Annotated in this window: 19 protein-coding genes; 8 read left to right on the plus strand and 11 right to left on the minus strand. The window is 66.4% G+C overall.

What is annotated here, in order from left to right; genetic code table 11:
• The first annotated feature begins 1 nt into the window (after window position 1).
• The 8 genes from OEG79_RS16395 to OEG79_RS16430 all read left to right on the plus strand — a co-directional run bounded on the left by OEG79_RS16395 (window position 2) and on the right by OEG79_RS16430 (window position 7952).
• Window positions 2-1453: an MBOAT family O-acyltransferase gene (locus tag OEG79_RS16395; RefSeq protein ID WP_264146016.1), complete on the plus strand. Its 1452-nt coding sequence runs from the start codon at window positions 2-4 to the stop codon at window positions 1451-1453.
• A 13-nt stretch (window positions 1454-1466) separates the two neighbouring features.
• A complete protein-coding gene (locus tag OEG79_RS16400; protein WP_264146017.1) occupies window positions 1467-2600 on the plus strand; it encodes an alginate O-acetyltransferase in 1134 nt (377 codons plus the stop codon).
• Window positions 2601-2625: 25 nt separating this feature from the next.
• A complete protein-coding gene (locus OEG79_RS16405) occupies window positions 2626-3273 on the plus strand; it encodes an alginate O-acetyltransferase AlgF (protein ID WP_264146018.1) in 648 nt (215 codons plus the stop codon).
• A gap of 102 nt (window positions 3274-3375) precedes the next feature.
• On the plus strand, window positions 3376-4812 hold the full coding sequence (locus tag OEG79_RS16410; protein WP_264146019.1) for a mannose-1-phosphate guanylyltransferase/mannose-6-phosphate isomerase: 1437 nt from the start codon (window positions 3376-3378) through the stop codon (window positions 4810-4812).
• Window positions 4813-5044: 232 nt separating this feature from the next.
• Window positions 5045-5509, plus strand: coding sequence for a multidrug transporter (locus tag OEG79_RS16415; RefSeq protein WP_264146020.1), 465 nt, complete (start codon window positions 5045-5047; stop codon window positions 5507-5509).
• Window positions 5510-5571: 62 nt separating this feature from the next.
• Window positions 5572-6402, plus strand: coding sequence for an SDR family oxidoreductase (locus OEG79_RS16420; protein WP_264146021.1), 831 nt, complete (start codon window positions 5572-5574; stop codon window positions 6400-6402).
• Complete coding sequence (locus tag OEG79_RS16425; protein WP_264146022.1) at window positions 6399-6767, plus strand: hypothetical protein; 369 nt, start codon at window positions 6399-6401, stop codon at window positions 6765-6767. Before OEG79_RS16420 ends, OEG79_RS16425 begins: the two co-directional genes overlap by 4 nt.
• A 24-nt stretch (window positions 6768-6791) precedes the next feature.
• Entirely contained in the window at window positions 6792-7952 is a 1161-nt protein-coding gene (locus tag OEG79_RS16430) for an AAA family ATPase (protein ID WP_264146023.1), read from the plus strand.
• A 138-nt stretch (window positions 7953-8090) separates the two neighbouring features.
• On the opposite strand, the gene OEG79_RS16435 is transcribed toward OEG79_RS16430, so the two are convergent.
• The 11 genes from OEG79_RS16435 to OEG79_RS16485 all read right to left on the minus strand — a co-directional run bounded on the left by OEG79_RS16435 (window position 8091) and on the right by OEG79_RS16485 (window position 20684).
• On the minus strand, window positions 8091-11006 hold the full coding sequence (locus tag OEG79_RS16435; protein ID WP_264146024.1) for a response regulator: 2916 nt from the start codon (window positions 11004-11006) through the stop codon (window positions 8091-8093).
• Complete coding sequence (locus OEG79_RS16440) at window positions 10973-12217, minus strand: EAL domain-containing protein (protein ID WP_264146025.1); 1245 nt, start codon at window positions 12215-12217, stop codon at window positions 10973-10975. The genes OEG79_RS16435 and OEG79_RS16440 overlap by 34 nt, the downstream gene beginning before the upstream one ends.
• Before the next feature lie 17 nt (window positions 12218-12234).
• A complete protein-coding gene (locus OEG79_RS16445) occupies window positions 12235-13287 on the minus strand; it encodes a protein-glutamate methylesterase/protein-glutamine glutaminase (RefSeq protein ID WP_264146026.1) in 1053 nt (350 codons plus the stop codon).
• The gene (locus OEG79_RS16450) at window positions 13284-14108 is read right to left on the minus strand and encodes a CheR family methyltransferase (protein WP_264146027.1); all 825 of its coding nucleotides are present in this window, start codon (window positions 14106-14108) and stop codon (window positions 13284-13286) included. The genes OEG79_RS16445 and OEG79_RS16450 overlap by 4 nt, the downstream gene beginning before the upstream one ends.
• Before the next feature lie 4 nt (window positions 14109-14112).
• A complete protein-coding gene (locus tag OEG79_RS16455; RefSeq protein ID WP_264146028.1) occupies window positions 14113-14631 on the minus strand; it encodes a chemotaxis protein CheW in 519 nt (172 codons plus the stop codon).
• A gap of 12 nt (window positions 14632-14643) precedes the next feature.
• Window positions 14644-16254, minus strand: coding sequence for a methyl-accepting chemotaxis protein (locus OEG79_RS16460; protein ID WP_264146029.1), 1611 nt, complete (start codon window positions 16252-16254; stop codon window positions 14644-14646).
• A gap of 31 nt (window positions 16255-16285) precedes the next feature.
• Window positions 16286-18214, minus strand: a complete 1929-nt coding sequence (locus OEG79_RS16465; protein WP_264146030.1) for a chemotaxis protein CheA — start codon at window positions 18212-18214, stop codon at window positions 16286-16288.
• 9 nt (window positions 18215-18223) lie between these two features.
• Entirely contained in the window at window positions 18224-18490 is a 267-nt protein-coding gene (locus OEG79_RS16470; RefSeq protein ID WP_264146031.1) for an STAS domain-containing protein, read from the minus strand.
• 2 nt (window positions 18491-18492) lie between these two features.
• A complete protein-coding gene (locus tag OEG79_RS16475) occupies window positions 18493-18858 on the minus strand; it encodes a response regulator (protein WP_264146032.1) in 366 nt (121 codons plus the stop codon).
• A gap of 11 nt (window positions 18859-18869) precedes the next feature.
• Window positions 18870-20015, minus strand: coding sequence for a methyl-accepting chemotaxis protein (locus tag OEG79_RS16480; protein WP_413247516.1), 1146 nt, complete (start codon window positions 20013-20015; stop codon window positions 18870-18872).
• A 63-nt stretch (window positions 20016-20078) separates the two neighbouring features.
• Window positions 20079-20684, minus strand: a complete 606-nt coding sequence (locus OEG79_RS16485) for a response regulator transcription factor (protein WP_264146034.1) — start codon at window positions 20682-20684, stop codon at window positions 20079-20081.
• Window positions 20685-20786: the final 102 nt, after the last annotated feature.

Here is a 20786-nt window from a genome sequence, read left to right on the forward strand (position 1 = left end):
GATGGTCTTTTCATCCAACGTATTCCTGTTCCTCTTCCTGCCGATCTTCCTCGGCCTGTACTACCTGTGCCCGAATCGCGGGCGTAACCTGCTGATCCTGATCGGCAGCTACACCTTCTATGCCTGGTGGCGGGTGGATTTCCTCCTGTTGTTCGCCGCCGTAACGATGTGGAACTACCTCTTCGCCCTGCGCATTCACGCCCACGTCGGCACCCAGACGGCGCGTCGCTGGGTGGTGGCCGGGGTAACCGGCAACCTGGCCACCCTGGGCTACTTCAAATACGCCAATTTCGGCGTCGCCAACATCAATGCCGTGCTCGAATCCATGGGGCTGGAGCCCTTCGTGCTCACCTCGGTGATCCTGCCGATCGGCATCTCCTTCTACATCTTCCAGTCGATCAGCTACCTGATCGACGTGTACCGCCGCGACACCGAACCGACGCGCAACCTGATCAACTTCGCCGCCTTCATCGCCCTGTTCCCACAGCTGATCGCCGGCCCTGTGCTGCGTTACAAGGACCTGGCCGACCAGTTCACCGACCGTACCCACAGCCTCGACAAGTTCAGCGAAGGCGCCACGCGCTTCATGCAGGGTTTCGTCAAGAAGGTGTTCATCGCCGACAGCCTGGCGCCGCTGGTCGACCACTGCTTCGCCCTGGAAAACCCCAGCACCGGTGACGCCTGGCTGGGCATGATCGCCTACGCCGCGCAGCTGTACTTCGACTTCTCCGGCTACAGCGACATGGCCATCGGCCTGGGCCTGATGATGGGCTTTCGCTTCATGGAGAACTTCAACCAGCCCTATATCAGCCAGTCGATCACCGAGTTCTGGCGGCGCTGGCACATCAGCCTGTCCACCTGGTTGCGCGACTACCTCTACGTCCCCCTGGGCGGCAATCGCCACGGCACCTTCAACACCTACCGCAATCTGTTTCTGACCATGCTGCTGGGCGGTTTCTGGCACGGCGCCAACTGGACGTTCCTGATCTGGGGAGCCTGGCACGGCATCTGGCTGGCCATCGAACGGGCCCTGGGTGTGAAGGCTGCACCGACAGTGTTCAACCCGCTGAAGTGGGTCTTCACCCTGCTGCTGGTAATGCTCGGCTGGGTGATCTTCCGCGCCGAGAACCTGGAGGTGGCCGGGCGCATGTATGCCGCGCTGTTCAGCTTCGCCGACTGGCACCTGAGCGAGCTGACCCTGGCGCGCATCACCGGGCTGCAGATGGTCACGCTGGTGCTGGCCTGGGTGGTGATCGCAATCTGCGGCGCGCGCCAGTTCCTCGCCAGCCGCGGCCATGAAGCGGGCCTGGCCCTGGCCAGCGCCGGCGTCGCCCTGCAGGCCATCGATCTGCGCATGGTGGCCCTGCGTGGCGCGCTTCTGCTGCTGTTCTGCGTGTCGCTGCTCAAGCTCTCGGCGCAGAGCTACTCCCCCTTCCTCTACTTCCAGTTCTGAGCGGAGGCCAAGTATGAATCGCCCCATCAAGACCTTCTACGTCGTGCTGTTCGCCCTGCTGCTGTTGCCGACCAGCCTGCTCGCCCTGACCAGGCTCGCCGACTACCACATGCCGACGCGGCCGAGCGTGCTAGACGGAGGCCTGGCCAAGAGCATCGAGCGTCACTACGACGACAACTTCCCGCTCAAGCAGGCGGGTATCAACCTCTGGGCGGCCGTGGAATACCTGCTCTTCGGTGAAGGCCGCAGCGGCCTGGTGATCGGCGAGGACGGCTGGCTGTACTCGGATGAGGAGTTCGATCCGGTGGCCGACGGCCAGCGCCAGATGCGCGACAACCTGGCGTTGATCCGCGGCGTGCAGCGCCAGCTGGAAGAACGCGATGTCCAGCTGCTGCTGGCCATCGTCCCGGCCAAGACCCGCCTGTACCCGGAACACACCGGCAGCCATCGTCCCAGCGCCCTGCAGCGCAGCCTGTATCCGCGCTTTCACCGTGCGGTGCGCAACGCCGGGATCGCCGCGCCGGACCTGCTCGAACCGCTGCAGACGGCCAAGAATGAGGCGCCGGTGTTCCTGCGTACCGACACCCACTGGACGCCGGAAGGCGCCGACGTCGCGGCCAAAGCGCTGAGCGAGGTGGTGCACAGCGCCATGCAGCTGCGCGGCGAGCCGCAGCAGTTCGTCACCGAAACCGTGGAAACCCGCACGCATCAGGGCGACCTGACCCGTTTCCTGCCGCTCGCCCCGCTGTTCGAGAGCCTGATGCCGCAGGCCGACCGCCTGCAGCAGCGTGAAACCTATGCAGCCGACGATGGCGGCGATGACCTGTTCGGCGATCGCGACCTGCCGGTAACGCTGGTCGGCACCAGCTACAGCGCCAACCCGGCCTGGAATTTCGCCGGTGCCCTGCGCCAGCACCTGCAACGCGACCTGACCAACCACGCCGAAGAAGGCGTCGGCCCGCTGGTGCCGATGCTCAAGTACCTGCAGAGCGAGGAATTCGAGAACAACCCGCCGCAGCTGGTGATCTGGGAATTTCCCGAGCGCTACCTGCCGATGACCAGCGATTTCACCGATTTCGACCCGCAATGGCTCGCCGCCCTCAAAGAGGGCGGCGAGCGCCAGGGGCTGGCCTCTGCCAGTCACTGATTCATCCCCCAAGGAGGACTATCCGATGAGCAATCAAACCACCCTACGCCGCTTCACCCTGGGCGCCTGCGCCCTGGCTCTGGGCCTCGGCATGATCCAGGCACAGGCCGATGACGGTGCCCTCTACGGTCCCAAGGCGCCCAAGGGCTCGGCCTTCGTCCGCGCTTACAACGCCGGTAGCGCCGAACTCGATGTCAGCGTCGGCCAGACCCAGCTCAAGCAGATCGCGCCGCTGGGTTCGAGCGACTTCAAGTACCTCCCGGCCGGCAGCTATCAGGCCCAGGTCGGCAACGCGCAGATGCCGGTGGATCTGGAAGCCGAGCATTACTACACCCTGGTCAGCCAGACCGGCGACAAGCCGCGCCTGGTCGAGGAGCCGCCCTTCACCAGCCGGCAGAAAGCCCTGCTGCGCGTACAAAACCTGACCGACAGCACCCTCAGCCTGAAGACCGCCGACGGCAAGACCGCCGTGGTCGCCGACGTGAAACCGGACGGCCGTGGCGACCGCGAGATCAACCCGGTCAAGGTCGGCCTGGCACTGTTCGACGGCGAGCGCAAGGTCGCCGACCTGAAGCCTGTGACGCTGGAGCGCGGCGAGGTGGTCAGCCTGTTCGTCACCGGCGGCCAGGGCAAGTTTTCGCCGGTGTGGGTCAAGCGCCCCATCGACGGTTAATGCAGTGAGCGGACTTTCTAGAACAAGGAAAACGGCGGGTACACGTCGCACCGACACGACACGGGCAAACCACTTGATCAATCGTTCAGGAGAGACACAACCATGACCCCCATCATCCTTTCCGGTGGCAGCGGCTCGCGACTCTGGCCTCTTTCGCGCAAGCTGTATCCCAAGCAGTTCCTCGCCCTGACCGGTGAGCAGACGCTGTTCCAGCAGACCCTGCAGCGCCTCTCCATCGAAGGCATGCAGCCGCCGGTGCTGGTGTCCAATCAGGAGCACCGTTTCATCGTGCTCGAACAGATGGAGCAGATCGGCCAGCAGGCGCAACTGCTGCTGCTCGAGCCCTTCGGCCGCAATACCGCGCCAGCCGTGGCCATGGCGGCTCTGCAACTGGTCGCCGAAGGCCGTGACGAGCTGATGCTGGTGCTGCCGGCCGATCACGTGCTGGACGATCAGCAAGCTTTCCGCCAGGCCCTGGCGCTGGCCACCGTGGCAGCGGAAAAAGGCGAGATGGTGCTGTTCGGCGTGCCCGCCGACCGTCCGGAAACCGGTTACGGCTACATCCGCGGCCAGGCCGACGGCACCCTGCCCGATGGTGTCGCGCGCGTCGCCAACTTCGTCGAGAAGCCCGACGCCAAGCGTGCCACCGAGTACGTGAAGAGCGGCGACTACTACTGGAACAGCGGCATGTTCCTGTTCCGCGCCAGCCGCTTCCTGGAAGAGCTCAAGCACCACGACGTGGACATCTACGACACCTGCCTGCTGGCGCTGGAACGCAGCCAGCGCGAGGACACGCAGATCACCATCGACCCGGCCACCTTCGCCTGCTGCCCGGACAACTCCATCGACTACGCGGTGATGGAGAAGACCAGCCGCGCCTGCGTAGTGCCGCTTTCCGCCGGCTGGAACGATGTCGGCAGCTGGTCGTCGATCTGGGAAGTGCACGCCAAGGACGACGCCGGCAACGTCACCAAGGGCGACGTGGTGGTCGAAGACAGCCGCAACTGCCTGATCCACGGCAACGGCAAGCTGGTCTCGGTGCTGGGCCTGGACGACATAGTCGTCGTAGAAACCAAGGACGCCATGATGGTGGCGCACAAGGACCGCGTGCAGGACGTCAAGAAGCTGGTCGGCAAGCTCGACCAGCAGGGCCGCTGCGAGACCCAGAACCACTGCGAGGTCTACCGCCCGTGGGGCTCGTACGACTCGGTGGATATGGGCGGCCGCTTCCAGGTCAAGCACATCACCGTCAAGCCGGGCGCGCAGCTGTCGCTGCAGATGCACCACCACCGTGCCGAGCACTGGATCGTGGTGTCCGGCACCGCCAAGGTGACCTGCGACGACCGTGAGTTCCTGCTCACCGAGAACCAGTCCACCTACATCCCGATGACCTCGGTGCACCGCCTCTCCAACCCGGGCAAGATCCCGCTGGAGATCATCGAAGTGCAGTCCGGCACCTACCTGGGCGAGGACGATATCGAGCGCCTGGAAGACGTGTACGGCCGCAGCGATGCAGTAGCCGCCGGCGCCGCACACTGAGCTGTTCGTAGCCCGGACGCAATCCCGGATATACGCAGCGAGCTCCCCTCTCCCATTCATGGGAGAGGGGCTGGGGGAGAGGGCCAGGACACCCACGCCATTTGCGGCTATCTCTTCCCCGCCCCCTTTCCCATCGATGAAGGAAGCTGTCACACCCTGCTACAGCCCACGCGGTTACCCTGACCTGACAGCTTGTGTAGGATGAACGCAGACTTTCACAAGGGCTGCTCTCATGCTGTTCGGTGTCGTACTCGTCATCACCTGGCTGATCCTGCTGATCCGCTACCCGACCAAGGCACTGCCGGTGTCCATGGCCGCGCTGATCGGTCTCGGCCTGGTGGCCACCTGGGTGCTCTGGCAGGAGGGTCGTGACGAGCGCCATCTCGCCCATCTCGAACTGCGCCTGAACCACGACCCGCAACGCTGCCCTGCCGACCGCCCGCTGGCCGTCGAGCTGAAGAACGGCAGCGATGCCGCCTTGCTGGAGCTGCGCTGGGAAGTCGCGGCCTACCGGCCCGGCAATGCCACCAATTTGGCCCAACGCCTTTATGAATCGCCGCGCTACAGTGGCCCGGGCGAACTGCTGCCTGGCGCCAGCTGGAGCGACTGCATGCCCCTGCCCGACCTGCGCAGCGGCTATCGCCCGGCTACGCTGGAGTTTCGCGCCGAGCGCCTGCAAGGCAAGTTCATCCGTTAACCCACAGCAACGAGCTCTGCTCGCGCCCACATACCCGACATCCATTGCCAGGAAACCTCGTCATGTCTCAACCCAGCGTACTGATCACTGGCTGCTCCAGCGGCATCGGCCGCGCTCTGGCCGATGCCTTCAAGGCCGCCGGTTACGCGGTGTGGGCCACGGCACGCAAGGACAACGACGTCGCCGCCCTCCAGCTGGCCGGATTCCATGCCGTGCGGCTCGATGTCAACGATGCCGAGGCACTGCAGCAACTGGCCACGCGCCTGAGCGAGGAAATCGGTGGCCTCGACGTATTGATCAACAATGCCGGTTACGGAGCCATGGGCCCGCTGCTCGACGGCGGCGTGGACGCCATGGCGCGACAGTTCGAAACCAACGTGTTTTCCATCGTCGGCGTCACCCGCGCGTTCTTCCCGTTGCTGCGCCGCAGTCGCGGCCTGGTGGTCAATATCGGCAGCGTTTCCTCCGTGCTGGTAACGCCTTTCGCCGGCGCCTATTGCGCGTCCAAGGCTGCGGTACATGCGCTGAGTGACGCACTGCGCATGGAACTGGCGCCCTTCTCCATCGAGGTGATGGAGGTGCAGCCCGGCGCCATCGCCTCCAGCTTCGGCGCCAACGCCAGCCAGCAGGCCGAGGCGCTGATCAGCCAGGAGTCGCCCTGGTGGCCGCTGCGCGAGGGCATCCGCGCCCGCGCCAACGCCTCGCAGGACAACCCGACACCGGCCAGCGACTTCGCCGCGCAACTGCTCGCCGCCGTGCAGCGCGACAATCGTCCGCGCCTGCTGCGCCTGGGCAATGGCAGCCGCACCCTGCCATTGCTCGCCACACTGCTGCCCAAGGCGCTGCTCGAACGCGTTCTGCGCAAACGCTTCGGCCTGGTGCAGAACCTGTGAGCCAGGGCGTGCAACTGCGCTACTACGCAGCTGCCGGGGTAATCGCGGCCATCGTGCTGAACCTGCTGCTGCGCACCTTCGTGCGCCTGGGCGGCGTGTTCACCACCCTGCTGATCGCTGCGGCCATCGCCGCCGGTCTGGCGCTGGCATTTCACTGGCGAAACGGGCGCGCACCGGGCAACGCCGAGCGCTGGCGCTTTACCCTGCTCTATGGCGGCATACTCGGCCTGCTCTATCTGGGTTTGCTGGGCATGATGTACATGCAGGACACGCCAAGCCCTATGGGCCTGTTTCTGTTCAGCCTGCACTATCTCTGCTACCCGGTGCTGGCCTGGCTGGCCTTTTCGCCACGCTATGGCCGCTGATCCCGCCGTCAGGACGACACCCGCATGCTGCACACCCTCGCCGTCGCCAACTACCGCTCGATCAACCGCCTGATCCTGCCGCTGGGCCGGCTCAACCTGATCACCGGCGCCAACGGCAGCGGCAAATCCAATCTCTACCGCGCCCTGCGCCTGCTGGCGGAAACCGCCCAGGGTGGCGTGGTCAACGCGCTGGCCCGCGAAGGCGGGCTGGAATCGAGTTTCTGGGCAGGGCCGGAGAAGATTTCCCGGCGCATGCTCAAGGGTGACGTGCCGGTACAGGGCGGTCCACGGCAGAACGTGATGCGTCTGCATCTGGGTTTTGCCGGCGAGGATTTCGGCTATGCGATCGCCCTTGGCCTCCCCGAGCCAAGCAACTCGGCCTTTGCCCTCGACCCGGAAATCAAGCGTGAATGCATCTGGGCGGGCCCCTGCTATCGCCCCTCCTCGCTGCTGGTGGACCGCAGCGGGCCGCTGGTGCGCCTGCGTGAGGGGCGCAGCTGGCAGGTACTGGCCCAGCATGTGCCGAACTACGACAGTCTGTTCGACCAGATCGGCAACGATCCGAATTGCCCGGAGGTGTTCCAGCTGCGCGAAACCATCCGCCGCTGGCGCTTCTACGATCACTTTCGCAGCGATGCCGACGCCCCGGCGCGCCAGCCGCAACTGGGCACTCGCACGCCAGTGCTGCATCACGATGGCCGCGACCTGGCCGCGGCGCTGCAGACCATTCGCGAAATCGGCGACCGCGACGCGCTGAACGCCGCCATCGACGACGCCTTTCCCGGCAGCCGCCTGCATATCGACTTCCAGGCCGGCGGACGCTTCGCCGTCGAGCTGCGCCAGGAAGGCCTGCTACGCTCCCTGAGCGCTGCCGAACTGTCCGACGGCACGCTGCGCTACCTGCTGCTGGTCGCCGCCCTGCTCACACCGCGGCCACCGTCGCTGATGGTGCTCAACGAGCCGGAAACCAGCCTGCATCCGGACCTGCTGCCGGCACTGGGGCGACTGATCATCGCCGCCTCGAAACAGACCCAGGTCTGGGTGGTGTCTCACGCCAGCCGACTGATCGCCACGCTCAGGGAAAGCCCCGAATGCAACACCCTGGAACTGGACAAGCAGCTCGGCCAGACCTGTATCCGCGGACAGGGCATGCTCGACGAGCCGCCTTGGAATTGGCCGGATTGAATCGACCGCGGCTCGCCAGAAAATCCTCCCGGCACGCTTCACATCACCTCGAGCATTACCAATAGGCATTCACAGCAATGCGATAAGCCGCACCGACGTGGTCCGCTAGTTGCGTCACGCATGGTCTTGGCGACTGGATCATGGCTGCAGAGCGTCGCAGACGGCCTGATGCAGACGGGCAAACTCGGCTACGAAGGCCGCCTGGCAGTCCCGCCAGACACCGCGCTCGCGTAGTCGCGTCTCCAGGTCGAGGCAGAGGCCCTCCAGCCGGTCGGCTCCGAGGGTGGCGACCAGTGCACGCAGGCGATGCAGCAGGGCCTGGGCCTCCGCGAGGCGCTGTTCGTCCAGATGGCCCTGCAGCTCGCTCACAGTCTGCCCGCAGTCCTCGGCAAAGCGCAGCAGCAGACGCCTATACAGGTCGTGGTTGCCCAGCAGCCGTTCGAGAGCTGCGCGCTGGTCGAGGCCTTCGATGGCCGGTAGCGTCGCCCGCGGCATTGCGCCTGCAGTGCTCGCCGGCTGCGCTCGGGTGTCCCGACTGCTACGACCCAGCCAGCGCTCCAGCACCGCTTCCAGATGGCGAGGGTTTACCGGCTTGGCCAGGTAATCGCTCATGCCCACCTCCAGGCAGCGCTCGCGGTCGCCGCTGAGGTTGTTGGCGGTCAGGGCGATCACCGGCAGCTCCGGAAGCAGCGGGCGCAACCGACGGGTGGCCTCCAGGCCGTCCATCACCGGCATCTGCACGTCCATCAGCACCAGGTCGATACTCGCATCGGTACTTAGCTGCTGCAGCGCCTCGGCACCATTGCAGGCCTGACTGACGCGCAGCCCGAGGGCCGCCAACTGCTCGCTGGCCACCTCACGGTTGAGCGCATCGTCCTCCACCAGCAGCACGTGGCGTCCCTGCAGCGGCAGACCCTGCGGGCCGCCACCGGCGTCACCCGGCGCAGCATCCTCGGTAGCCTGCAGCTTCAGCACCAGGCCGAACAGGCTGCCCTGGCCGAGCACGCTGCGGATCACCAGGCGACCGCCGAGCAGGCTGGCCAGCTGCGCGCAGATCGCCAGGCCAAGGCCGGTTCCGCCATAGCGGCGCGAGGTCGAGTCATCCATCTGCTGGAACGGCTCGAGCATCTCCGCGACCCGCTCCTCCGGCATGCCGATGCCGCTGTCCTGGACCTCGAAGCACAGCTGGTAGTGGTCACCGGCGTGCTCCTCCAGCAGCACCCGCAGCGAGATGCTGCCGCTGTCGGTGAACTTGATGGCGTTGTCCATGAAGTTGATCAGGATCTGCATGATCCGCAGCGGATCGCCGAAGAACTGCGCCGGCAGCCGCGCGTCGATGTCCACGGTGAGCTGCAGCTGCTTGCCGCGGGCGCGCTCCCAGACCATGTCGACCACGCTGGAGACCAACCGCTGCAGCGAGAAGCCGACCCGCTCGATCTGCATCTTGCCCGCCTCGATCTTGCTGAAGTCGAGGATGTCGCCCACCACATCCAGCAGGTGCTCCGCCGAGCGCAGGATCTTGTCCAGGTAGCCGGTCAGGCGCGGTTCGTCGGTGAGCCGCTTGGCCAGGTGGGTGAGGCCGACCACGGCGTTGAGCGGCGAGCGGATCTCGTGGCTCATGTTGGCCAGGAAGTTGGCCTTGACGCGGGTCGCCGCCTCGGCCTGGTCCTTGGCCGCCACCAGCTCGGCGGTGCGCTCCTGCACCTGGCGCTCGAGGTCGGCGGCCAGTTCGGCCAGGGCGTGGCGATCGCGTGCCTGGGCGGTTTCCTCGACGGCCAGGCTGCCCAGGCCGCGCAGCTCGCCCTGCAGGTCGAGGATGGGGAAACCCACCACTCGGTAGGCGGCGTAGTCCGGGGCCTGGCTGTCGCCCATTTCGACCTGCTGCTCATGCGACCTGCCATAGGCCAGCACACCTCGCTGTGCATCGCGGACCGCCTGCGCTAGGGGCGGCAGCGCACCGTCACCGGCGTGCAGGTCGAGATCGTTCCACCGGGCGACCTGCGGCGTACTCCGCGCCAGGCGGTTTTCCAGGCGCACCCGACCGCGCAGGTCGCGGATGCGCACCACCAGCGGCAGATGGTCGAGCACCTGGCGGTAGAGCATCTCGCGCTCGGCGAGCCGATGGCGGTCGCGGCGCGTGCGCAGGGTCAGCCAGAGCACCAGCAGGATGGCCAGGCCGCAGAGGCCGAGGACCAGGTTGCGCGACAGCGGGTAGGCGGAGCCCGGGGCATCGGTATGGCGTTCCGCGGCCAGGCCCAGACTGAGCTCATCCAGCCACAGCGCCGCACCGATCAGCCATTCGCCACGGCTGTTCTGGTAGGGCTCGAGGTAATGGATGCGCCCGTCCGTCTCGCTGAGGCCGGCCACATCGGGCGCCTCGCTGCCGGCAGGCGGGCTGTGGTGGCCATGGTGATCCAGGGCGAACACCCGCATGAACGGCGAGGCCAGGCGGTCCAGGCTGGGCTTCAGGCTCTGCTCGCTGCCCAGGCGCAGGCACAGCACCGGGGCGCCGTGGGAACCCAGGCCTTCCACAGGTATGCGTGCGCAGGTCACCAGCAGGTCATGGGCTCCGGCCAAGTGGCCGAGACTGGCGCCCTGGTGCTGGGCACGCTGCAGCAGCGGAGTCATGGCCTCGACCACCGCGGGAGCCTCGAGCAGACCGTGGCCGCCGAGGGGGCGCAGCTCGCCGTCGAACAGGCCGTGGCCGAGATAGCCCTGGGCCCGGTACAGGGCGCGCAGCGTGGCATCGGCGGCGCCGTCGGCGGCACTCGAGCGGTTATCGAACCAGAAGTGCAGCTCGGGCAGGCTGGCCATGCCGCGCACGGCGCGCTGGTGCCCCAGCTGCCACATCAAGGCAAGATCGCTGGCGGCATGCAGGTAGATCTCCAGCTGCTGGCGTTCGCCCGCAGCCTCGCGCTGGTCGATCACCCGCAGCGCGGCCAGGCTCAGCAGCACCAGCAACAGGCACACCCCGAGCGGTGCCAGGGTGCGGAAATGACCATTGCGGGAAAGAAACGCCTTCATTCGCCGAGCCAGGCGGACAGTGCGCGGCACGCCTTGCGCTCCAGGTGCCAGGAAAACAGCTGCTCCGCGGGCATCGGCCGGGCCAGCAGGTAGCCCTGGGCCGAGTGGCAGCCGAGGGATTCGAGCAATAGCAGTTCCTCGCGATTTTCCACGCCCTCGGCCACACAGGGCAGGCCGAGCTGGCGCCCCATCTCGATGGCCGAGTTGAGGATGGCCCGGGCGCGGCGGTTGCTCTCAGCGTCACGGATGAAGGCGCGATCGATCTTCAGCTCGGTGAAGGGCAGCCGTGACAGCTGGCGCAGGGTGGAGAAGCCGGTGCCGTAGTCGTCGATGGACAGGCCGAAGCCGGCCAGGCGCAGGCGGCCGACCGAGGCCAGGGTGATCATCGGATCGTCCATCAGCGCACTCTCGGTGACCTCCAGCACGAACTGGTCGGGACGGCAGCCGGCCAAGGCCACGCGGCGGATCAGATCATCGACGAAATGGCGGTTGGCGAGCAGGCTGATGTCGACGTTGAAGGCCATGCTGATCGAGTCGTCGCGCAGGCGCTGCAGATGCCCCAGCACCTGATCGACCAGGCTGAAGGTCAGCTCGCCGAGCCCCCCGCAGCCGGTGGCCATGGGGATGAAGTCGGCCGGCGGGATCTGCGTTCCATCGGTCTCGATCCAGCGCGCCAGCACCTCGTAGCCGATCACCCGGCCGCTCTTCAGGTGGACCTTGGGCTGGTAGTAGGGCTGGATATCGCCGCCCCGCACGGCCGCCACCAGCTGCGCCTCGTCCAGGTTGCGCCGGGGCGGTGCCGGCCGCCGTGCCATCTCGACCGGACACACAGCGGCAGCCAGCAGGCGGTGCAGGTCGGCGCCGCTGATCGGCTTGCTCAGGCTGCCGAGCAGCGGCACCCCGGCGGCGTGGAGCATGCCCTCGACGGTGGACACCAGGGCCTCCTCGCGGGCAGTGACGATCAGTACCTGCGGGCGTATCTGCTCTTCACCGAGCCGCTGCAGCAGCTCGAAACCGTTCATCCCGGGCATCTCCAGGTCGAGCAGCAGCAGCGGCAGGCAGCCGTGGCAGTCGCGGAGGATGGCCAGCGCCTCGCTGCCCTCGGCCACCGCATGCAGTTCGCGAAAGCCCAGCTCGCGCAGCAGCGCGCTCAGCAGCTCACGCTGGAAGGGGCTGTCCTCGACGATCAGAACCCTCCTGCCGCGGATATCTTCCGGCAGTTCGGGCAAGGCTGTACACATGACGGGTTCTCTTAAGTTCAGAGCTTCTGCCCGAAGTGGGCAATTCGCTGGGGAATCTCGTCCAGACTACAGATCTGCTCCACGGCGCCGAGGCGGATCGCTTCCTTGGGCATGCCGAACACCACGCAGCTGGCCTCGTCCTGGGCCAGGGTCAGGGCGCCCGCCTCGCGCATGGCCTTCAGGCCGCGCGCGCCATCATCGCCCATGCCGGTCATTATGACCCCTACCGCGTTGCGACCGGCAGCCAGGGCCAGGGAGCGGAACAACACGTCGACGGACGGTTTGTGCCGTGACACCGGAGGCCCGTCCTGCACCTGCACCTGGTACTGGGCTCCGTTGCGCCGCACGCTCAGGTGCAGGCCGCCGGGGGCGATCAGCGCCCGCCCGGGGATCACCCTATCGCCGTCCTGGGCCTCACGCACCTCGATGGCACAGGCCGCATTGAGGCGCTGAGCGAACTGGCGGGTGAAGTTGGCCGGCATGTGCTGAACAATGACCAGGCCGGTGCAGTCGCGCGGCAGGCGGGTCAGCAGGTACTCCAGGGCGCGGGTGCCCCCGGTGGATGTGCCCAGGGCGACGATAGCGTCGGTGGTCTGGCTCTGGGTCAGGGTACTGCGCGCCTGAATCGCCGTGCTGCCGCCCGGCGCCTGCTGGCGGGCCGCCACCTGGCGCAACCGGGCCCCGGCCGCCTGACGCACCGTCTGCACCAGCTGGGCCCGCTGTTCCTGGATGAACTGGCCGACGCCCATCCCCGGCTTGCAGAGGATGGCCACCGCACCGGCATCCATGGCGTCCAGGGCGATCGCCGAGCCTTGCGCGGCCAGCGATGAGAAGACGATGGTCGGGATCGGATTTTCCTGCATCAGCTGGCGCAGGAAGGTCAGCCCGTCCATGCGCGGCATTTCCACGTCCACCACCAGCACGTCGGGACACAGTGTCTTGAGCTTCTGTAGGGCAAACAGCGGGTCCGGGGCCACGCCCACCACCTCGATGTCCGGCTCGCTGGCCAGCTGCTCGCGGAGCATGGAGCGCACCACCGCCGAGTCATCGACGATCATCACCTTGATCATGCCGACATCCTCTCACTGTTCGGCTCGCTGACGCGACGATAGACGGAGGGCGCCTGCTGCTGCAGCGGCAGGGAAAGACCGGCCAGCGACTCGCAGTGGCCGATGATCAGCCAGCCGCCGGGACGCAGCACGCTGCACAAGTGGTCGAGGACCCGTTGGCGGGTCGGCTGATCGAAATAGATGAGCACGTTGCGCAGGAAGATCACGTCAAAGTCATCGGCTTCCGGCCATCTGTCGAGCAGGTTGTGCTGAACGAAGCGAACCCGACCGCGCAGCGTGGGATCGATCAGCAGCATGCCCTCATAGCTGCCGGTGCCACGCCGGCAGAAGCGCTTGAGGTAGTCCTCGGGCATCAGGTTGAGCCGCTCCATGCGGTACAGACCCGAGCGCGCCTTTTCCAGCGCCCGGCCACAGATGTCGCTGGCGGCCAGCTGCCAGCTGGTGCCGAGCTGGTCGCTCAGCAGCATGGCCAGGCTGTAGGGTTCCTCGCCGGTCGACGCCGCCGCGCACCAGACGCGGGGGGTGCGGCCGTGCAGGCTGGGCAGGATGCGGTTCTTGAGCAGGGCGAAATGGCCCGGCTCACGGAAGAAGTAGGTCTCGTTGGTGGTCAGGCGATCGAGCATCTCGGCCCGCTCGCCCGCCCCCTGGGGACCGAAGACGTACGCCAGATAGGCGTCGAAGTCGGCCAGCCCGAGCGCCTCCAGACGCCGCCACAACCGGCTCACCACCAGGGACTGCTTCTGTGCACTGAGAAGAATCCCGGCGCTGCTGTACAGCCAGTCCTGGATGCGTTGAAACGCTTCGGGGCTGAGCGGCTTCATGGGATCAGCCGTCCGAGCTTTCGATAGGGGTCTGGTTGCCGGCCTCGATCAGGCTTTCCAGCTCGCCCAGCGAGAGCACAGCCGCCACGTCGAGAATCGGGATGAAACCCTGCTCGCGACGCAGCATGGCGGTGACGAAGTCGTTGCGCAGGCCGGTGCCGAACTGCGGGCGACTTTCCACCTCGCTGGCCTCCACCTCGCGCACCTCGCTGACCGCATCGACCAGTACGCCCAGCATGTGCAGGGCCTCGCCCTGCGCCACCTCGACCACCACTATGCAGGTCCGGCGATTGATCACGGTCGGCTCGCGACCGAAGCGCACCGACAGATCGAGCACCGGCACCACGGCGCCGCGCAGGTTGATCACGCCGTGCAGAAAGGCCGGCGCCAGCGGAATGGTGGTGACACCCGGGTATTCGATGATTTCCCGGATGGCGTGGATACCCACGCCATAGGTCTCGCCACCGAGGTTGAACATCAGGTACTGGCGCACGAGCTCCAGCCCTTGAGCGGAATCAGCCATGTCCGGGGTTCCTTAGAAGTTCACGAACAGGCTTTCGTCGACCGACGAGGAAGCAGCCGCCGCGGGGCTGGCCGGACGCGGGGCAGCGACCTGCGGAGCACGCGGAGCGCGACGCTCGGACGCCTTGGCGGTCTTGAAGAAGCCCATCACGCTCTGCAGCTGCAGGGCCTGGCTGCTCATCTCCTCGGCGGTGGCAGACAGCTCCTCCGAGGCCGAGGCGTTGGCCTGGGTGCTCTTCGACAGCTCGACGATGGCCAGGTTGATCTGCTCGGTCCCGGCACGCTGTTCCTGCGAAGCCGCAGCGATTTCCTTGACCAGGTCGGCGGTCTTGTCGATCGACGGCAGGATTTCCTCGAGCAGGCCACCGGCGCGCTCGGACATCTTCACGCTGGAGCCGGCCAGAGTACCGATCTCCTGGGCTGCGACCTGGGAGCGCTCGGCCAGCTTGCGGACCTCGGCGGCCACCACCGCGAAGCCCTTGCCGTGGTCACCGGCACGGGCGGCCTCGATGGCGGCGTTCAGCGCCAACAGGTTGGTCTGGTAGGCGATGTCGTCGATGATGCCGATCTTGTCGGCGATCGACTTCATGGCCTCGACGGTTTCGCGCACCGCTTCGCCGCCTTCCTTGGCCGCGCTGGCGGCCTGGGTGGCCATGCTGTCGGTCAGGGAGGCATTCTCGGCATTCTGGCTGACCGAGGCGGCAGCCTCCTCCACGGAGGAGCTGATTTCCTCGACGCTGGAAGCCTGCTCGGTGGCGTTCTGGCTCAGCGTGCCGGAGGAGGCGGACACCTGCTCGGAGGCGGAAGCCAGCGATTCGGCCGAGGAACTGACCTGGCCGATCACTTCGGTCAGGCGCTCGACCATGCCGTTCATGGCGGCCAGCAGACTGTCCTCGTCGCCCTTGCGCAGCTCGACCTTGACGGTCAGGTCGCCCTGGGCGATGCGCTGCACCACTTCACGGGCGTAGTCGGGCTCGCCACCGATCTGGCGGACGATCACTCGGGCCAGGAACACGCCGAAGATAATCGCGATCAGCGCGGTCAGCGCGATTATCACGCCCATCACCACCTGCATCGTCGCGACGGTATCGATGGCACTCTGATCGGCCTCTCCAGCCTGCCGCGTCATTTCGGCAACCAGGTCACCGAAGTCGCTTTCGATCTTGTGAGCAATCGGACGCAGCGGGCCGTTGACCAGCGCCAGCCCTTCGTCCGCACGACCGGCCCTTGCCAGCGCCAGCGCTTCCTGAACACCCTTGATATAGGTATCCAGGCCCTGCTGGATCTTGTCGGCAATGGCCACTTCGGCAGGCAACATATTCGTCTGCCGATACTCGTCGAACGCGGTCTGGGCTCTCTCACGGTACTCGATGGAGCGTTTGACGGTTTCCTCGCGCGCCTCCCCTTCCTGAGTGAGGAAGCGGATGACGGTCCGGGTGTAGATCAGGTATTCGCGGTAAGCGACCTGTGCCTTCACCGTTGCCACAAGATTGTTTTCGTACATGCGATGCATGGACGAGCCGACGGCGACGATGTTGTTCAGCCCGTAGAGGCCCATCGCCGCCGCAATGATCGCCAAGGTGAAGAAGGCGCTTAGCAGCTTCTTGGCCAGGGAAAGTTTCATGAACCAGTTCATTGGAGTGCCTTGAGTCAGATCAGAGAGTGAGTTGAGCCGGGCTGGCGACCAGCGCCGGTATGTCGAGCAGGAGGGCGACGCTGCCGTCGCCGAGGATGGTGGAGCCGGCCAGGCCGCGCATGCCGTCCAGCAGACGGCCGAGCGGTTTGATCACCGCCTGGATCTCGCCGACGAAGCGGTCGACGACAATGCCGGCACGCTGTTCGCCGCACTGAACCACCACCAGGCATTCGCGGGCGCCTTGGCGCCGGCCGACGCCGAAGCGTTCGGCCAGGCGCAGGTAGGGCAGCGGCTGGCCGCGCAGGTTGACCACCTGGCTGCCGGGCTGCTCGTCGAACTCCAGGCACTCGACCACCAGGTCGAGGGGCAACACGAAGTCGGCATCGCCGACCGCCACCTGGAAGCCGTCGATGATCGCCAGGGTCAGCGGCAGGTTGATGCGGAAGGTGCAGCCCTGCCCCGGCACGCTGTGGATCTCCACGGTGCCGCGCAGCTGTTCGATGTTCTGCCGCACCACGTCCATGCCCACGCCACGACCGGACAGGTCGGTGACCTTCTCGGCGGTGGAGAATCCGGGGGCAAAGATCAGGTTGTGGATGTCGCGCTCGGCCAGCTGGACGTCGGCGGCTACCAAACCACGCTCGACGGCCTTGGCCAGGATGCGCTCGCTGTTCAGGCCACGGCCGTCGTCGCTGATCTCGATCACCACGCTGCCGGAGCGGTGGTAGGCGTTCAGCGACAGGGTGCCCTGCTCCGGCTTGCCGGCGGCGCGGCGCTCCTCGATGGATTCGATGCCGTGGTCCATGGCGTTGCGCACGATGTGCAGTAGCGGGTCGTTGAGCTTCTCGACCATGGACTTGTCCAGCTCGGTCTCGGCGCCGCTGACTTTCAGCTCGATGCGCTTGCCCAGCTCGGCGCAGACGTCGCGTACCACCCGCGGGAAGCGCTGGAACACCTCGCCGATCGGCACCATGCGCAGGTTCAGGGCGCGGTCGCGGATCTGCTCGACCAGTTGCCCGACACCGGCCAGCAGTTCGCTCAGTTCCGGGTCCTGGCGGCCGGCGCAATGGGTGTTGCAGGCAGAGCTGCGGATCACCAGTTCGCCGACCGAGTTGATCAGCTCGTCCAGCTTGCGCGCATCGACCTTGATGAACACCTGCTCGGCGGCCCGGGCGCGACCGGTGTCCGCCACCTCGGCCAGACGCTCGGCCGCCTGCTCCTGGGCGGGCGGCGGGTCGAGACACTCGATGTCGATGGCGCAGTCCTGGGCGATGAACTCCAGCGCCTGCTCCAGGCTCTCGCGGCTGGCATCGCTGCGCAGCTCGAGGACGAAGCCCAGGTAGCAGCTCTCCGGGTCCAGTTCGGCCAGCGGAGGCAGCTGCTCGTCGAGGATCTGCAGCGACAGCAGCTCGCCCTTGTCGGCCAGGTACTGGACGAAGGCCAGCGGGTCCAGGCCGTAGGCCAGCACCTGGGGCTGCGGACGTAGCTCGATGCGCCAGCGCTGCGCGGAGCCGGCGCTCGCCTGGCCGGAGGCGGCCTGGGCCGCGGCGGCCGGGGCGCCGTCCAGGTAGGTGTTCAACTGCGCGCACAGTCGGGCACGCTCGGCCGGGTCCGGGTCATGTTCGTCACGGCCGGCGGCCACTTCGTCGAACAGCCGGCTGAGGTAGTCGCCGCAGCTCAGCAGCAGCGAGATCAGCGCCGCGCTCATCGCCAGCTCGTCGTTGCGCACGCGCACCAGCAGGTTTTCCATCAGGTGGGTGAAGTCCACCACCAGCTGCAGGTTGAACATGCCCGATGAGCCCTTGAGGGTGTGGGCGGCGCGGAAGATGGCGTTGATGCGCTCGGCATCGGCGCCGGCGCTCTCCACGGCCAGCAGGCTCTGCTCCATGTCGACCAGCAGCTCGCGGGCCTCGTCGAGCAGCACGCTACGAACGGATTGCATGTCCATTGGGCGTCCTCAGTCGAACAGGGTGGTCAGGCGCAGGCGTTCGAGCAGTTGCTCGACGGCCGGGCTGGGAGCAATGAAGGGGGCGTCGGGCAGGTGGCGGCGCAGGGCCAGGAGCAGTTGCAGGCCGGCGCAGTCAATCTCGCCGATACCGACCAGGCACAGGCTGTCCGGCTGCTGGCGCTGGATATCCATCAGCAGCAGCTCCTTGAGTTCGGCGGCGCGCTCGATGGTGAAGCTGCCGCCGAGCCGCAGGCGACTCTCGGAACAGGTTTCCATGGTCACATCACCAGCTTGGAGACAGCGTCGAGCAACATCGGCGGCTGGAACGGCTTGACGATCCAGGCACGTACGCCGGCGGCCTTGCCCTGGGCCTTCTTGTCGTCGCTGCCTTCGGTGGTCAGCATGACGACCGGTGTGAACTTGTAGGCCGGCTGTTTCTTCGCTTCCAGAACGAAGCTGATGCCATCCATGTTCGGCATGTTCACGTCAGAAATAATCAGGTTGTACTTGCGTCCGTCCAGCTTGCTCAGCGCATCCTTGCCGTCCTGTGCCTCAACAACGGTGTAACCGGCGCCGCGCAGGGTCAGGCCGACCATCTGTCGCATGCTCGCGGAGTCGTCGATCACCAGAATCGTCTTGCTCATGTCGTCTCAACTCAGAAGAAAGTGATGGAATTGGAGGAACTGACCGGTGCCGCACTGCGGCCCCCGTGCAGCTCGTGTTGTTCCAGGGTGGTGTAGGTGCTGCTGAGGCGCGCCAGCCAGTCGCTCACCGCCGGCAGCTCGCCGGTTTCGGCCTGCTCAGCTACAGCCTGGGTCAGGTGCTGCATGTCGTCGCCGACATGGCCCATGATCTGGTCGACCCGATCCTGGAACTGCAGGTGCATGACCAGCTGATTGATCTCGGCCTCGACCAGCAGACGCTCCTCCTGCAGCTCGAAAAGAGAGCCCTGCAGCATCGAGGCGGTCTGGTTGAAATCGCCGATGATCTGTTCCACACGCTGCTGGGATTCGGTCACCACCACCTGCTCGCGCTCGGCGAAGGAAGCCGACAGTTCCTGGGCCTTGTTGATTACCTCGGTGACGGTGTCGACGGTCTGGCGGATCAGCTTGCCGGTTTCGCCCGACTCGCTGGACAACTTGCGCACCTCGTCGGCGACCACCGAGAAGCCACGCCCGGCCTCCCCGGCACGGGCAGCCTCGATGGCGGCATTGAGCGCCAGCAGGTTGGTCTGGTCGGCGATCTTGCCGACCTGTCCGGCCATGCGGCTCAGATCGTTGGTGTAGCTGGCGATGCGGTCTATCTCGGCCAGCAGCAGAGCACGGTACTCCTGAGTCTGCAGCAGCGCAGCGGTGATCTGCTGCAAGCCGCTTTCAGCCTGCTGGATGGTCTCGATGGCGCGACCGCTCTGAGCCTGACTGTCCTGCGGTGAATGACTGACCAGACGCTGGCTGAGAGCGGCGAAACCGCCGGCCAGACCATTGATGGCCTCACCGATCTGCCCACGGGCCAACAGCAGATGCTGCCCCCACAGCGGCAGCACGCCGCCGACCAGCTGGCGCAACGACTCATCGACGCGCGGCCGGGATTCTACAGACTGAAGGTTGCTCGCCTGCTCGCGGCTCGGCGGCTGGCGACAGAGCAGCAGGGTGGCAACCAGCCCCAGCGCGCCCCACCCCAGACCGAGCCAGGTGGATTCGGCCAGGATGGCGCAGATGACCAGGTTAGCCAGGGCCAGTGCCCGTGCCGCATTCGCGTGTCGCATGCCCGCTCCGTTCCAGCGTCCGTTTAGGAGCGCCATTGTCGGCAGGCAATAGCTTTATGCCATGAGTGGAACTACTCAGGTCATGCGGGGGGAGTTACTTCACAGCAGCAGGCGCACCAGCTCCACCACCGAGCTGGCATGCAGCTTCTCCATCAGCCGCGCGCGATGGTTCTCCACGGTGCGCACGCTCAAACCGGCGCGTTCAGCGATCTCGCGGCTGGATTGGCCTTCCACCACCCCCTGGGCGATGCGCCGCTCCTGCGGAGTGAGCAACGCCAGACGTGCCTCGCGGAACTCACGCTGCAGCCGCTGCTGGTGAAGTTCAACGCTGAGCGCCAGAGCCGCGTTGACCCGGTCCAGCAGCCGCTGGCCGTGCACCGGCTTCTCGATGTAATCGAAGGCGCCGCGGCGCATGGCCTCGACCGCGGTGGCCACGTCGGCATGGCCGGTGATGAACAGGATCGGCGTCTCCACGCCGCGCTCGAGCAGTTCTGCCTGCAGCTGCAGACCGCCCATCAGCGGCATGCGCAAGTCGCTGAGGATGCACTCGTGGGCGCCGGGGCGGTAGCTGTCGAGGAAGGCCGGCGAGGAAGTGAAGCGGTATACCGCCAGGCCGATGGAGCCGAGCAACTCGGCATGCACCTGGAGGATGAGGGGATCGTCGTCGATAAGATAAACGGTGCCAGACTGAGTGGTACTGTTCATACAGGCGACCTGTTCGGCGCACTAAGGAGGGGGCGCATTGTAGCCGCTGAAGGACGAGCAGATGCAACATGGGCATCGTCTCCCACGAAAAGCCCCGCCATC

Source organism: Pseudomonas sp. Z8(2022) (assembly GCF_025837155.1).
In the GTDB taxonomy this organism is placed as follows: Bacteria; Pseudomonadota; Gammaproteobacteria; order Pseudomonadales; family Pseudomonadaceae; genus Aquipseudomonas.